Annotated in this window: 13 protein-coding genes; 4 read left to right on the top strand and 9 right to left on the bottom strand. The window is 72.8% G+C overall.

What is annotated here, in order from left to right; translation table 11 throughout:
- The first annotated feature begins 77 nt into the window (after positions 1–77).
- The 4 genes from G5B56_RS13530 to G5B56_RS13515 are packed head-to-tail and all read left to right on the top strand — an operon-like array spanning position 78 to position 4,614.
- Entirely contained in the window at positions 78–1,745 is a 1,668-nt protein-coding gene (locus G5B56_RS13530) for a long-chain-fatty-acid--CoA ligase (RefSeq protein WP_164963524.1), read from the top strand.
- Between the two features lie 51 nt (positions 1,746–1,796).
- Positions 1,797–2,285 (top strand): hypothetical protein, encoded by a 489-nt coding sequence (locus G5B56_RS13525; RefSeq protein WP_164963523.1) that lies wholly within the window; start codon positions 1,797–1,799, stop codon positions 2,283–2,285.
- Between the two features lie 49 nt (positions 2,286–2,334).
- A complete protein-coding gene (locus G5B56_RS13520; protein ID WP_164963522.1) occupies positions 2,335–3,063 on the top strand; it encodes a 16S rRNA (uracil(1498)-N(3))-methyltransferase in 729 nt (242 codons plus the stop codon).
- 42 nt (positions 3,064–3,105) lie between these two features.
- Positions 3,106–4,614, top strand: coding sequence for an amidase (locus G5B56_RS13515; RefSeq protein ID WP_164963521.1), 1,509 nt, complete (start codon positions 3,106–3,108; stop codon positions 4,612–4,614).
- Here the strand turns inward: G5B56_RS13515 and G5B56_RS13510 are convergent.
- The 9 genes from G5B56_RS13510 to argS all read right to left on the bottom strand — a co-directional run bounded on the left by G5B56_RS13510 (position 4,600) and on the right by argS (position 13,524).
- Complete coding sequence (locus G5B56_RS13510; RefSeq protein ID WP_009857866.1) at positions 4,600–5,235, bottom strand: hypothetical protein; 636 nt, start codon at positions 5,233–5,235, stop codon at positions 4,600–4,602. The genes G5B56_RS13515 and G5B56_RS13510 overlap by 15 nt on opposite strands.
- 188 nt (positions 5,236–5,423) lie before the next feature.
- Positions 5,424–6,062: a DsbA family oxidoreductase gene (locus G5B56_RS13505; protein ID WP_164963520.1), complete on the bottom strand. Its 639-nt coding sequence runs from the start codon at positions 6,060–6,062 to the stop codon at positions 5,424–5,426.
- Positions 6,059–7,294, bottom strand: a complete 1,236-nt coding sequence (locus tag G5B56_RS13500) for a class I SAM-dependent RNA methyltransferase (RefSeq protein WP_164963519.1) — start codon at positions 7,292–7,294, stop codon at positions 6,059–6,061. Before G5B56_RS13500 ends, G5B56_RS13505 begins: the two co-directional genes overlap by 4 nt.
- 207 nt (positions 7,295–7,501) lie before the next feature.
- Entirely contained in the window at positions 7,502–9,004 is a 1,503-nt protein-coding gene (locus tag G5B56_RS13495) for an RNA polymerase factor sigma-54 (protein ID WP_164963518.1), read from the bottom strand.
- A gap of 10 nt (positions 9,005–9,014) precedes the next feature.
- Entirely contained in the window at positions 9,015–9,773 is a 759-nt protein-coding gene (gene lptB, locus G5B56_RS13490; RefSeq protein WP_009857862.1) for an LPS export ABC transporter ATP-binding protein, read from the bottom strand.
- Positions 9,773–10,393 (bottom strand): lipopolysaccharide transport periplasmic protein LptA, encoded by a 621-nt coding sequence (gene lptA / locus G5B56_RS13485; protein WP_009857861.1) that lies wholly within the window; start codon positions 10,391–10,393, stop codon positions 9,773–9,775. The genes lptB and lptA overlap by 1 nt, the downstream gene beginning before the upstream one ends.
- 115 nt (positions 10,394–10,508) lie before the next feature.
- Entirely contained in the window at positions 10,509–11,156 is a 648-nt protein-coding gene (locus tag G5B56_RS13480) for a thiol:disulfide interchange protein DsbA/DsbL (RefSeq protein ID WP_009857860.1), read from the bottom strand.
- 65 nt (positions 11,157–11,221) lie between these two features.
- On the bottom strand, positions 11,222–11,827 hold the full coding sequence (locus G5B56_RS13475) for an SPOR domain-containing protein (RefSeq protein WP_029718884.1): 606 nt from the start codon (positions 11,825–11,827) through the stop codon (positions 11,222–11,224).
- Positions 11,824–13,524, bottom strand: a complete 1,701-nt coding sequence (gene argS, locus G5B56_RS13470; RefSeq protein WP_164963517.1) for an arginine--tRNA ligase — start codon at positions 13,522–13,524, stop codon at positions 11,824–11,826. The genes G5B56_RS13475 and argS overlap by 4 nt, the downstream gene beginning before the upstream one ends.
- Positions 13,525–13,530 lie beyond the last annotated feature (6 nt).

Below are 13,530 nucleotides of genomic sequence, written 5' to 3'. Positions count from 1 at the left end.
GCGTGCCTGCTCGGAATCCCGGATGACGCGGACGTAAGGCAGCCGACAGAATCCCGCGTTCCACGGAGAAAAGGTGCATGGAGAAGATCTGGCTGAAGCAGTACCCGGCGGGCGTGCCCGCCGAAGTGAGCGCCGAGCTGTACCCGTCGCTCGTCGCGTTGCTCGAGGAAAGCTTCGGCAAGTATCGCGAGCTGCCCGCGTACAAGTTCATGGGTCGCACCGTGAGCTTCGGCGAGGTCGACGAGCTCTCGCGCGCCTTTGCCGCCTACCTGCAGTCGCTGGGGCTGGCACGCGGTGACCGCGTCGCGATCATGATGCCCAACGTGCCGCAGTACCCGGTGGCCGTCGCGGCCATCCTGCGGGCCGGCTACGTCATCGTCAACGTCAACCCGCTGTACACGCCGCGTGAACTGGAGCACCAGCTCAAGGACTCCGGCGCCAAGGCCATCGTCATCCTCGAGACCTTCGCCGCCACGCTGCAGAAGGTCTACGAGGCGGTGCCGACGAAGAAGGTGATCGTCGCGGCGATGGGCGACATGCTCGGCCTGATCAAGGGCGCGATCGTCAACCACGTCGTGCGCAAGGTGAAGAAGATGGTGCCGGCCTGGGACATCCCGGGCGCGGTGCGTTTCCCCGACGCGCTGGCGCGCGGCCGCAACAAGCCGCTGGCGACGGGCAAGATCGGCCCCGACGACATCGCCGTGCTGCAGTACACCGGCGGCACCACCGGCGTCAGCAAGGGCGCGATCCTGCTGCACCGCAACCTGGTGGCCAACGTGCTGCAGTCCGAGGCCTGGTACCAGCCGGCGCTGAAGAGGATCCCGGCCGGCGAGCAGGTCGTCACCGTCTGCGCGCTGCCGCTCTATCACATCTTCGGCTTCACGGCGAACATGATGCTGTCGATGCGCACCGGCGGCTGCAACATCCTGATCCCCAACGCACGCGACTTCCCGTCGACGCTGAAGGAGCTGTCCAAGCACCGTTTCCACAGCTTCCCGGCGGTCAACACGCTGTTCAACGCGCTGGCCAACCACCCGGACTTCGACAAGGTCGACTGGAGCCACCTGAAGATCAGCATCGGCGGCGGCATGGCGGTGCAGCACGCGACGGCCAAGCTCTGGCTGGAGAAGACCGGCTGCCCGATCTGCGAAGGCTACGGCCTGTCGGAGACCAGCCCGTCGGCGACCTGCAACCCGGTCGACACCGACGCCTACAGCGGCGCCATCGGCCTGCCGCTGCCGTCCACCGACGTCTGCCTGCTCGACGACGACGGCCGCGAGGTGCCGCCCGGCGTCGCCGGCGAGATCGCGATCAAGGGCCCGCAGGTCATGGCCGGCTACTGGCAGCGCCCCGACGAGACCGCCAAGGTGATGACCGCCGACGGTTTCTTCCGCACCGGTGACGTCGGCCTGGTCGACGAACGCGGCTACTTCCGCATCGTCGACCGCAAGAAGGACATGATCCTGGTCTCGGGCTTCAACGTGTACCCGAACGAGGTCGAGGACGTCATCACGCAGATGCCCGGCGTGCTCGAGTGCGCCGCCGTCGGCGTGCCCGACGCCAAGGCCGGCGAGGCCGTGAAGGTGGTCATCGTCAAGAAGGACCCGGCGGTCACCGAGGCCGACGTGCGGGCCTATTGCGAGGCCAACCTCACCGGCTACAAGCGGCCGAAGGTGGTCGAGTTCCGCACCGACCTGCCCAAGACCCCGGTCGGCAAGATCCTGCGGCGCGAACTGCGCGGCTGACGCCATGGGCGCCGACCGCCGCACGGGCGCCTGCGCCCGCCGGGGCCGCGCATGAGCGTGCGCCTGCAGCGCACCGACGCCGGGCGCGAGGCCATCCGCTCCCGCGACGGCCAGCTCTCTCGCGCCGCGCGCAACCTGCTGCTGATCGTCGACCCCTCGCGGCCGGCCGAGCAGTGGCTGGCCGCCGTCGCCGGCGCCGAACCGGCCGACCTGGAGCGCCTGATCGCGCTCGGCTACGTCGCCGAGAGCAGCCCGCCGCCGCGTCTGGCGGCCGCTGCGGCGGCCGTCTCGCGGGCGCGGGGCGCGGCGCAGGCCGCGCTGGCCGGCGCCGAGCCGCGGGTGCTGTACGACCTGCTGACCTCCGAGGCCCGCTCGCGGCTGGGCCTCGTCAAGGGCTACCGCATGGTGCTCGACGTCGAGCGCAGCCAGGGCCTGGATGAGCTTCGCCAGCTCGCGCTGCGTTTCGTAGACGAGCTCGAGGCCGCCGACGGCGAGGCTGCGGCGCTGGCCTTCTGCCGCCGCCTCGGCGGCGCGCCCTGAGCAACGGGGCGGCGCGCCGGGGGCGGCTTGCGGCACACTGCGCGCCGCGATGAGCACCCGTCTTTATCTCGACATTCCCCTGGCCGCCGGCAGCACGCTGGCGCTGCCGCCCGGCGCCGCGCGCCACGTCCAGGTGCGCCGGCTGCAGCCCGGCCACGCCTTGGTCCTGTTCGACGGCGGCGGCGCCGAATGGCCGGCCGAGATCGTCGCGATGGGGCGCAGCGAGGTCACGGTGCGTGTCGGCGAGCCGCAGGCCGTCGAGCGCGAGCTGCCGTTCGCGGCGACGCTGGCCGTCGGCATGCCGGCCAACGACCGCATGGACGCGCTGGTCGAGAAGGCCACCGAACTCGGCGTCGCGGCGATCCAGCCGCTGGTCTGCGAACGGTCGGTGCTGCGCCTGGACGGCGAACGCGCCGAGCGCAAGCAGGCGCACTGGCAGGCGGTGGCCGTCGCCGCCTGCGAGCAGTGCGGGCGCACGCGCGTGCCGCGCATCCAGCCGGTGCGGCCGTTGGCGGCCTGGCTGGGCGCGCTGCCCGCGGAGCAGGATCTCGGCACCCGGCTGCTGCTGAGCCCGCGCCCCGGCGCGCGCCCGCTGGCCGAGCGGCTGCCGGCCGGTGCCGGCTTCTGCACGCTCAGCGGCCCCGAAGGCGGCCTGTCGCCGGCCGAGGAGGCCGCGGCCGTTGCCGCCGGCTTCGCCGCCGTCTGCCTGGGCCCGCGCGTGCTGCGCGCCGACACCGCGCCGCTGGCGGTGCTGGGCTGGGCCGGGCTGCGGGTCTGACCCGCTGCGCGGCAGCCGGCGCCGCCGCGACAATCGCCGCCGATGCGGCACGACGAGTACCTGCGCCACGACGCCACCGCGCTGGCCGATCTGGTGCGCCGCGGCGAGGTCTCGCCGCAGGAGCTGCTGGACCTGGCCCGCGCCCAGGCCGAACGGGTGCAGCCACGTCTCAACGCCGTCACGCGCTGGCTGCCGGCGCTGGCCGAGGCCCAGCTGGCGCACGGCGCCGCCGGTCCGCTGGGCGGTGTGCCGTTCGTCGTCAAGGACAGCGTCGCCGATGTCGCCGGCGTGCCGACGAGCTACGGCAGCCGCGCCGGCGAACGCCTCGTGCCACCGGTGCACGCCGCGGTGCTGCGCCGGCTGCTCGACGCCGGCGCGACGGTCTTCGCCAAGACCAACCTGCCGGAGTTCGGCCTCAAGGGCGTCAGCGACTCGCGCGCCTTCGGCCCCGTGCGCAACCCCTGGGACCCGGCGCGCCACGCCGGCGGCTCCAGCGGCGGCTCGGCGGCGGCGGTCGCCGCCGGTGTCGTGCCGATGGCCGGCGGCAACGACGGTGGCGGCTCGCTGCGCATCCCGGCGGCGTTCTGCGGGCTGTTCGCGCTGAAGCCCTCGCGCGGGCGCATCTCCAACGGCCCGGGTCTGGGCGAGGTCTGGTTCGGCGCCTGTTCGGAAGGCGTGATCTCGCGCAGCGTGCGCGACAGCGCGCTGGCGCTGGACATCCTCTGCGGCCCCGAGCCCGGCGACCCGTTCACCGGCGCCGCGCCGGCCGAGCCCTTCGTCGCCGCGCTGCGCCGGCCGCCGGCGCGGCTGCGTGTGGCGTTCTCGACGGCCTCGCCGCTGGGCACCGCGGTCGACGCCGAGGCCGCGGCGGCGGTGCAGGCCGCGGCGCGCCGGCTCGAAGCCCTGGGCCACCACGTCGAGGAAGCCGCGCCGCCCGTCGACGGCCATGCGGTCGCGGCCTGTTATCTGCAGCTCTACGCGGCCCAGGTGCCGGCGGTGATGGCCCAGGCGCGTGCGCTGGGCGCGCGCGACACCGAGTTCGAGCCGCTGACGCGGGTGATGGCCGCCTACGGCCAGCGCCTGGGCGGCGCGGCGCTGACCGCCGGCCTGGCGCGCTGGAACGGGTTCGCGCGCACGCTGGGGGCCTTCTTCACCGCCCACGACGTCTGGCTGACGCCGACGACCGCACGGCCGGCGCTGCCGCTCGGCGCGCTGGAGCCGTCGCCGGCCGAGGCCCGGTTGACCGACCTGCTGCTGGCCAGCGGGCTGCTCGCGCCGCTGGCGCGCTGGGGCGCGCTCGACACGCGTGTGCAGCGCCTGTTCGTGCAGAACCTGGCGCCGTACCCGTTCACGCAGCTCGCCAACCTGGCCGGCGTGCCGGCGATGAGCCTGCCGCTGCACCGCACGCCCGAGGGTCTTCCGCTGGGCGTGCAGGCCGTGGGCCGCCAGGGCGACGAGGTGACGCTGCTGCAGCTGGCGGCCGAGCTCGAGGCCGATGCGCCTTGGTTCGACCGCCTGCCGCCGATCGCCAGCGGTTCAGCCGCCCAGTGAGAACGGCAGCAGCGACCGTTCAGTGCCGAAAGCCAGCCGGTCGAACAGGCCGTAGACCGCGACGCCGCCATCCCAGGCGCTGGAGATGACGACCCGGGTGATGACCGCGCTGCCGGCCGACACCATCAGCACCTGCCAGCTGCCCCAGGCCGGGTCGCCGGGGTTCAGCGGGTAGCGCGTGCGCTCGAGCAGCCGGTTGCCGGCGTCGTAGGCCTCAATGAAGGGCCGCGCCGTCGGGTTGCCGAAGTACTCGGGCGGCAGCACCGGCTGGGCGTCGATCGACACCCATTGCTGCGGCTTGTCGAAACGCGCCTCGATGCCGCCCTGGCGCGCGTCGAACAGGCTCAGCTGCGGCGGCGCGACCACCGACACGCCGTTGGGCGCGCTCTCGATGCCCCAGGCCGAGCGTGCGTAGCTGCTCCAGCGCCGCGGCGGGCTGGTGCTGATCGACGCGAAGTGCACGCCCTTGGCGGCGTACTGCTCGTCGATGACGGTGCCGTCGGGCACGTCGTCGAAGGTGATGATCGTCGGGCGGGCGAACGGCAGCGGCGGGCGCGGCCGGAACAGGTCGGTGCGGTTGGGTGCGGGCACGGAGCCCAGCAGGTCCAAACGGGTGGCCATGATCGATCTCCTGGTGCGGACAACGGTCGCCCGGCGGCCGGACGACTGCGCCGCGGGGCCCGTCGAGGCCATGCTCGGCCGCACCGCGGCCCGCCGCTTGCGCTGTGTCAGCGAAGCCCGGGGCACCCCCCAGCCCGCAGTCGGTGCGCCGGCGCGCGGCGAGGTGTCGCCGCGGCCGGGCCGGCCGTTCAGCGGCCGGCGGCGATCTCGCGCAGCGCCTGCTCGAAGACCTCGGGCGGCTGGCCGCCGGAGATCAGGTGGCGTTCGTCGACGACGACGCCGGGCACCGAGCGGATGCCCAGCGCCAGCCAGCGCTGCTCCTCGGCGCGCACGGCGTCGGCGAACTCGCCGCGTTCGAGCACCTCGCGGGCGCGGGCCTCGTTCAGCCCGACGCCGGCCGCGACCTGGGCCAGCACCTCGGGGTCGCTCGGGTTGCGGCCTTCGCCGTGGTAGGCGGCGAGCAGCGCCCGCTTGAGGTCCAGCGCCCGGCCTTCGAGACCGGCCCAGTGCAGCAGCCGGTGGGCGTCGAAGGTGTTCCAGATGCGCGTGCGCTCGCCGAAGGCGAAGCCGACCGCCGCGCCGCGTTCGGCCAGCGTGCGCCGCACGGCGGCGAACTGCTCGGGCGCGCCGCCGTACTTGCGCTGAAGATGTTCGTCGATGGCCTCGCCTTCGGGCGCCATGTCGGGGTTCAGCTCGAACGGGCGAACCTCGATCTCGGCCTCGATCTCGCCGGCCAGGTTCTCGAGCGCCCGCTCCAGCGACGCCAGGCCGACGGCGCACCAGGGGCAGACGACGTCGCTGACGAAGTCGATGTGCAGACGCTTCATGCGGCCTCCTTGTTGGACCCGGCAACCATGTCGAAGCGGAACAGCCGGCATTCGATGGGCCCGTTCCACATCGGCACGCGCCGGCTCTCCTTCAGCCGCATCAGCGACGGCAGCTTCATCTCCGGGCTCAGCACCCAGGCCGTCCAGCCGGCGTAGCGGCGTTTCCAGTGCGCGGCCAGCGCGCCGAAGAACTCGGCCGACGAGCCGCCGCCGTCGAAGCCTTCACGCGCGCCGCCGGGCGCGTCGCCGCGGGCGCTGCCGCTGCCCTTGGGCGCGATGCGCTCGCCGTACGGCGGGTTGAGCATCAGCGTGCCGCGTTCGGCCGGCGCCGGGCGCTGCAGCGCGTCGGCAGTCTTGAAGGCGATGGCCTGGCCGACGCCGGCGTTGGCGGCATTGCGCGCCGCGAAGTCGGTCATGCGAAAGCTCACGTCGCCGGCGAAGACCTCGACCGCAGGCGCGTGCACACGTTCGCGCGCGGCCTGCTGCAGCTCGCGCCAGGCACCGAGCTGGTCGCGGAAGGGCAGCAGGCGCTCGAAGGCGAAACGGCGCTTGATGCCCGGGGCGATGCCGCAGGCGATCTGCGCGGCCTCGATGGCGATCGTGCCGGCGCCGCAGCAGGGGTCGAGCAGCGCGCCGTCCTCCTCGCGGCCCTGCCAGCCGGCGGCGGCCAGCATCGCCGCGGCCAGCGTCTCCTTCAGCGGCGCCTCGCCCTTGACGCCACCGGCGCGTTCGTCGCGCCAGCCGCGCTTGAACAGCGCCTCGCCCGAGGTGTCGGCGTACAGCGTCGCGTGCTCGGGGCCGACGTACAGCTGCAGCGACAGGTCGGGGTGGCGGGTGTCGACGCTGGGGCGTTCGCCGCTCGTTTCGCGCAGCTGGTCGCAGACGGCGTCCTTCACGCGCAGCGTCGCGAAGTTCAGGCTCTTCAGCGGCGAACGCTGCGCCGCGACGTCGACACGCAGCGTCTGGCGCGGCGTGATCCAGTCGTCCCAGCGCACGCGGCGCGCGAGTTCGTAGAGCTCGTGCTCGTCGCGGTAGGGGCCGTCGATCAGCGGCCACAGCACACGCTGGGCGAGCCGGCTCTCCAGGTTCAGCGCCATCGCGGCGCGGGCGTCGCCGTCGACGAAGACGCCGCCGCGCACGGCCTCGGTGCGGCAGCCGGTGATGCGGGCGGCCTCGTCGGCCAGCAGCGGCTCGACGCCACCGGCGCAGGGAAGGAACAGGGAGACGGTCATGACGGCGGCGCGACGGACGAAAGCGCTGGACTGTAGTCCAGCTGCGGCGGCGGCGGCGGCGCGTTGTGGCGGAGGACGCGGAGGACGGGGTCAGGTCTCGCGAGACCTGACCCCGGGCTGCCCGGGCTGCCTCAGCTGCGGCGGCGGCGCGTCGCGGCGGAGGACGGGGTCAGGTCCTGCGGGACCTGACCCCGGGCTGTGGTCGCGTCAGATCGCCCGGCGCAGCGAGGCCGGCGCGATCTTCAGCGCCTCGCGGTACTTGGCGACGGTGCGGCGCGCGACCTGGATGCCCTGCTCCTCGAGCATCTGCGACAGCTGGCTGTCCGACAGCGGCTTGCTGGCGTCCTCGGCCGAGACGAGCTGCTGGATCAGCGCCCTCACCGCGGTGCTCGACGCGTTGCCGCCGGCCTCGGTGTTCAGCGAGCTGCCGAAGAAGTACTTCAGCTCGAAGGTGCCCTGCGGCGTGGCCATGTACTTGGCCGTCGTCACGCGCGAGATCGTGCTCTCGTGCAGGCCCAGCTCGTCGGCGATCTCGCGCAGCACCAGCGGCTTCATCGCGATCGCGCCGTGCGTGAAGAAACCCTTCTGGCGCTCGACGATGGCCTTGGACACACGCAGGATGGTGTCGAAACGCTGCTGGATGTTCTTCATGAACCAGCGCGCCTCCTGCAGCCGCGACGACAGCCCGCCGGCGCCGTTGCGCTGGCCGCGGATCGCCTGGGCGTAGAGGTCGTTGATGCGCAGCTTGGGCATCACGTCCGGGTTCAGCAGCACCTTGAAGCCGCGCCCCGACTTCTGGACGATGACGTCGGGCACGATGATGTTCGACTCGGCCGGCGCGAACGGCCGCCCCGGCTTGGGCTCGCAGGCGACGATCAGTGCCTGCGCTTGGCGCAGCAGGTCCTCGCCGGCGCCGGTGGCGGCGGTCAGCTTCTTCACGTCGCGCCGGGCCAGCAGCTCCAGCGAGTGCTCGCAGATGCGGATCGCGACCTCGCGCGCCTCGCAGCGCGGCGTCGTGCGCAGTTGCAGCACCAGGCACTCGGACAGCGAACGTGCGCCGACGCCGGTCGGCTCCAGGCTCTGCAGCCAGCGCAGCGCGCACTGCAGGCGGTCGGCCAGGGCCTCGCGCTGCTCCTCGTCGTCCAGGTCCAGCATGTCGGCCAGGCGCGCGGCGATGTCCTCCAGCGGGTCGGCGAGGTAGCCGTCGTCGTCCAGCGACTCGATCAGCACGTGCAGTGCCGCAGCGTCCTCGGCCGACAGCCGCATGCCGGCGATCTGGCGCCGCAGGTGGTCCTGCAGCGTGCCGGCGCCGGCGCGGCGCTCCTGCGGGTCGAGGTCGTCGTCGCTTTCGGGCGCGGCCGCGGCCGGGGTCTCGCGGATGCCGTCGAAGTCGTCGCGCTCGGTGCCGTTCTCCCAGTCCTCGCGTTCGGTGGTGCCGAACTCGGCGGCGTCGACCTCGGCCGGTGCCGGCTCGGCGGCACCGTCGCCGTCGTCACGCTCGGCGACGCGGTCGACGGTGGCACGTTCGGCCGGCGGGTCGAACGGTGTCGCCGCGTCCTCGTCCATCTCCAGGAACGGGTTCTGCTCGAGCATCTGCTCGACTTCCTGGTGCAGCTCCAGCGTCGACAGCTGCAGCAGCCGGATCGACTGCTGCAGCTGCGGCGTCAGCGCCAGATGCTGCGACAGGCGGACTTGGAGGGAGGGCTTCATCGGCCGCGCGTCACATCTTGAAATGCTCGCCGAGGTAGACCTTGCGCACCTCGGCGTTCTCGACGATCGCCTGCGGCGTGCCTTCGGTGAGCACGCTGCCTTCGCTGATGATGTAGGCGCGGTCGCAGATGCCCAGCGTCTCGCGCACGTTGTGGTCGGTGATCAGCACCCCGATGCCGCGCGACTTGAGGAAGGCGATGATGCGCTGGATCTCGATGACGGCGATCGGGTCGACGCCGGCAAAGGGCTCGTCGAGCAGGATGAAACGCGGCTGCGTGGCCAGCGACCGGGCGATCTCGACGCGGCGGCGCTCGCCGCCGGACAGCGCCGGCGCCGGCGAGTCGCGCAGCTTCTCGATCGACAGGTCGTGCAGCAGCTTGTCCAGCAGCTCCTGGATCTGCGCCGGCTTCAGCGGCCGGCCGTCCGGGCCCTGCTGCAGCTCGAGCACGGCGCGGATGTTCTCCTCGACGGTCAGCTTGCGGAAGATCGACGCTTCCTGCGGCAGGTACGACAGCCCCAGGCGCGATCGCTGGTGGATCGGCAGGCGCTCGACCGGGCGGCCGTCGATGCGGATCTGGCCGGCGTCGGCACGCACCAGGCCGACGACCATGTAGAAGGTGGTGGTCTTGCCGGCGCCGTTGGGGCCGAGCAGGCCGACGACCTCGCCGGCGGCCACCGACAGGTGCACGTCCTTGACGACGCGCCGCTGGCCGTAGCTCTTCTGCAGGTTCTCGGCTTCGAGCCGGCTGCCCGCGACGGCGGTTTCCATCAGCGCTGGCCCCCGAGCGAGCGCGCCGGCGCCAGCGGCGCGGCCGAGGCCGGCGCGGCCGGCGGCGTGGCCGCCTTGTCGCTGCGCGGGCTCAGCACCGCGCGCACGCGACCGCTCGGGTTGGCACGGGTCGTCTCGCCGCCGGCGACGCTGAAGGTCTCGGCGGTGTTGTCCCAGACGATCTGCGAGCCGGTGATCTCGTCGGCGACGACCGCGCCGCGCAGCCGGCGCACCGCGCCGTTGCCGATGAAACGCAGCGTGTCGGCGCGGCCGTCGTACTCGATGCGGTCGGCCACGCCCTCGACGACCTCGTCGACGCCGTCACGCTTCTGGCGGTAGCTCGCCGGGCGGCCGGCGCTGCCGATGGCGGTGGCGGCGCGGTAGCCGTCGGCCGTCTCGCGCAGCTCGACGCGGTCGGCGCGGATGACCATCGTGCCCTGGGTGATGACGACGTTGCCGTTGAACTCGACGAGCTGGCGCTGCAGGTCGACCGAGCCCGGCCGGTCGGCCTCGACGACCATCTGGCGCTCGCGGTCGGCGCGCTCGGCGGCCGCGGCGGCGCACAGCAGCGCCAGCACCAGCGGTGCGGCACGGCGGAGGAGGGCGAAACGGAGCGTCATTTTCGGCACGAAACTTGCAAGCATTCTAGCCACAAGTTCGTGCCGTCGAACAGGGTTCGCGGGCCCCGCGTTGCGAGGCCGATGCGCCGGATCAAGACCCGGCGCGGGCCCGGGCTCAGGCGCCCTGGCGGGAGCGGGCGATCAGGAAGTCGGCCACCGCGAGCGCACGCTCGTGGCCGCCGGCCAGGGCGCCGGAAGTGTAGTACCGGCCCTGGATGCCCATCGCCGGCACGCCGTCGATCTTGTAGGCGTCGGCGAGCTGCTTGGCGCGGCTGGCCTTGGTCGCCACGCTGAACGAGCGGAAGGCGTCGCCGAAGCGCTTGCCGTCGAGGCCGTTGGCGACCATGAAGTCGATGATGTCCGACTCCGACAGCAGGCGCTTGCCCTGCACGTGGATCGCGTTGAACACCTTGCGGTGCACCGCGCCGACCTGACCCATCTCCTCGAGCGCGTAGAAGATCTTCTGGGCGATCTGGTGGCGCGCGGTGAAGCCCACCGGCACGCGGCGGAACACGACGTCGGCCGGCAGGCGCTTGCTCCAGGTCTCCAGCAGCGGCTCGAAGTTGAAGCAGTGGCCGCACTCGTACCAGAAGAACTCGACGACCTCGACCTTCTTGCCCTCGGGGATCGAGGTCGGTGCGGGCGTCTGCAGCCGCACGTAATGCGTGCCCTCGACCGGCCCGCCCTGCGCGCGGGCGCCACCGGCCATCGCCAGGCCCAGGCCCGCACCGGCCAGTTGGATCGAGAAATCGCGCCGCTTCATGAGTTTCCTTTCGAGTGATCGGTGTCGTCGCATGGGACCGGCCGCACCCGTGCCGGGTTCCCTGCTCAGGGCTTCTCGGCGCGGACCAGCCGGGCGTCGATGTTCGCCGCCTGCAGCCGTCCCTGGACGGCCTCGGCGTCGTCGCGCGTGCCGTAGGGGCCCGTGCGCACCCGGTACATCGTCTTGCCGGCCTGCTCGCGCTCGCTCACCTTGGCCGTGAAGCCGAGCATCGCCAGGCGGGCGCGCTCCTGCTCGGCGTCCTCGGTGCGCGTGAACGCGCCGGTCTGCACGAAGTACACGAACGCTTCAGCGGCCCGGTCGGTGGACTGGCCGGCGAGGATGGCCGCCGGATCGCGGGTGGAGCCACCCTGCGCGGCCGGGGCGCTGGCGGGCGTCCGCGCGGCCGTCGGCGGCGCGGACGGTGCGGCCGTCGGCGCCGAGGCCGCCGCCGCCGGCAGCGGCGGCTGCTTGCCGGCCAGCGGCGCGTTCGGGTCCCAGCGCTTGTTGCGCTCGACCTCGGCGCTGTCCTGCTCGGCGGTGCGCTGCGGCACCTTGTCGATGAAGGGCACCGGCGCCTTGGTGATGTACAGCGCCACCGCCAGCGCGATCGCCAGGCCGGCGAGCAGGCCGACGATCAGCCCGAGCGCGAAGCCGCCGCGCTGGCCCTTCACGCCGGCACCTCTTCGGCGGCGGCGCGCGACATCGAGGTCGGCGCCGACACGCCCAGCATGCCCAGCGCGTTGCGCAGCACCTGGGCGGTGGCCGCCAGCAGCGCCATGCGCGCGCGGGCCAGCGCCGGGTCATCGACGAGGAAACGTTCGGCGGCGTAGTAGCTGTGGAAGGCCGCGGCCAGGTCGCGCAGGTAGAACGCGACGTCGTGCGGCGCGTGTTCGGCCGCGGCGCGCTCGAGCATGCCCGGGTAGGCCGCCAGCTGCAGCATCAGCGCGTATTCCGACGGCGCCGTCAGCCGCGACAGGTCGGCGCCGGCGAAGTCGGTCTCGCCCTGGTACTGCGCCAGCACCGAGCAGATGCGCGCGTGCGCGTACTGGACGTAGAAGACCGGGTTCTCGTCGTTGGCCTTCAGCGCCAGGTCGATGTCGAAGACGAACTCGGTGTCGGCCTTGCGGCTGATGAGGAAGTAGCGCACCGCGTCGCGGCTGGTCCAGTCGATCAGGTCGCGCAGCGTGACGTAGCTGCCGGCGCGCTTGGAGATCTTCACCTCCTGCCCGCCCTTCATCACGGTGACCATCTTGTGCAGCACGTAGTCGGGGTAGCCGGCGGGGATGCCGACGCCGGCGGCCTGCAGGCCGGCGCGCACCCGCGCGATCGTGCCGTGGTGGTCGCTGCCCTGGACGTTGATGACCTTGGTGAAGCCGCGCTCGAACTTGGCGATGTGGTACGCGACGTCGGGCACGAAGTAGGTGTAGCTGCCGTCGGACTTGCGCATCACGCGGTCCTTGTCGTCGCCGTAGTCGGTGCTGCGCAGCCACAGCGCGCCGCCGTCCTCGAAGGTCTTGCCGGCGTCGACGAGGCGGCGCACGGTGTCCTCGACGCGGCCGTCGGCGTAGAGGCTGGACTCGAGGTAGTAGTTGTCGAAGCGCACGCCGAAGGCCTGCAGATCCAGGTCCTGCTCGTGGCGCAGGTAGGCGACGGCGAACTGGCGGATGCCGTCGACGTCGTCGGCGTCGCCCGAGGCGGTGAAGGCGCGGTCGTCGGCGTGCACCGTCTTCTTCGCGGCGAAGTCGGCGGCGATGTCGGCGATGTAGTCGCCGTTGTAGGCCGACTCGGGCCAGCCGTCGTCGCCGGGCTTGAGGCCCTTCAGGCGGCAGCGCGTCGACGTGGCCAGGTTCTGGATCTGGACGCCGGCGTCGTTGTAATAGAACTCGCGCGTCACGTCCCAGCCCTGCGACTCGAACAGGCGGCAGATCGAGTCGCCCAGCGCCGCCTGGCGCCCGTGGCCGACGTGCAGCGGGCCGGTCGGGTTGGCCGAGACGAACTCGACCATCAGCTTGCCGGCGCCGGCCGGCTTGCGGCCGAAGGCCTCGCCGCCTTGCAGCACCTCGGCGACGACGGCCTGGCGCGCCGCCGGCTTCAGGCGCAGGTTGATGAAGCCCGGGCCGGCGATCTCGAGGGCCTGCACCCAGCGCTCGAAGGCGGGCTGGCGGCCGAGCAGCTCGACGAGCTGCTGGCCGACTTCACGCGGGTTCTTCTTCAGCGTGCGCGCCAGCCCCATCGCGGCGGTGATCGCGAGGTCGCCGTGGGCGGCCTGCTTGGGGGACTCGAACGCGGCGACCGGGGCGGCGCCGGGGGCCAGTTCGGCCAGCGCCGCGGCCAGCGCCTGCAGCAGCTCTTGCTTGGCTTGGATCATCGGCCG

It is taken from the genome of Rubrivivax sp. JA1026, assembly GCF_011065555.1.
In the GTDB taxonomy this organism is placed as follows: domain Bacteria; phylum Pseudomonadota; class Gammaproteobacteria; order Burkholderiales; family Burkholderiaceae_C; genus Rubrivivax; species Rubrivivax benzoatilyticus.
This window is presented reverse-complemented; position numbering and strand designations above follow the sequence as displayed.

What these genes read in the sequence shown, in the direction of transcription:
- G5B56_RS13530 (WP_164963524.1), top strand. Translation starts at nt 78, where the DNA reads ATGGAGAAGATCTGGCTGAAGCAGTACCCGGCGGGCGTGCCCGCCGAA.
- G5B56_RS13525 (WP_164963523.1), top strand. Translation starts at nt 1,797, where the DNA reads ATGAGCGTGCGCCTGCAGCGCACCGACGCCGGGCGCGAGGCCATCCGC.
- G5B56_RS13520 (WP_164963522.1), top strand. Translation starts at nt 2,335, where the DNA reads ATGAGCACCCGTCTTTATCTCGACATTCCCCTGGCCGCCGGCAGCACG.
- G5B56_RS13515 (WP_164963521.1), top strand. Translation starts at nt 3,106, where the DNA reads ATGCGGCACGACGAGTACCTGCGCCACGACGCCACCGCGCTGGCCGAT.
- G5B56_RS13510 (WP_009857866.1), bottom strand. Translation starts at nt 5,235, where the DNA reads ATGGCCACCCGTTTGGACCTGCTGGGCTCCGTGCCCGCACCCAACCGC.
- G5B56_RS13505 (WP_164963520.1), bottom strand. Translation starts at nt 6,062, where the DNA reads ATGAAGCGTCTGCACATCGACTTCGTCAGCGACGTCGTCTGCCCCTGG.
- G5B56_RS13500 (WP_164963519.1), bottom strand. Translation starts at nt 7,294, where the DNA reads ATGACCGTCTCCCTGTTCCTTCCCTGCGCCGGTGGCGTCGAGCCGCTG.
- G5B56_RS13495 (WP_164963518.1), bottom strand. Translation starts at nt 9,004, where the DNA reads ATGAAGCCCTCCCTCCAAGTCCGCCTGTCGCAGCATCTGGCGCTGACG.
- lptB (WP_009857862.1), bottom strand. Translation starts at nt 9,773, where the DNA reads ATGGAAACCGCCGTCGCGGGCAGCCGGCTCGAAGCCGAGAACCTGCAG.
- lptA (WP_009857861.1), bottom strand. Translation starts at nt 10,393, where the DNA reads ATGACGCTCCGTTTCGCCCTCCTCCGCCGTGCCGCACCGCTGGTGCTG.
- G5B56_RS13480 (WP_009857860.1), bottom strand. Translation starts at nt 11,156, where the DNA reads ATGAAGCGGCGCGATTTCTCGATCCAACTGGCCGGTGCGGGCCTGGGC.
- argS (WP_164963517.1), bottom strand. Translation starts at nt 13,524, where the DNA reads ATGATCCAAGCCAAGCAAGAGCTGCTGCAGGCGCTGGCCGCGGCGCTG.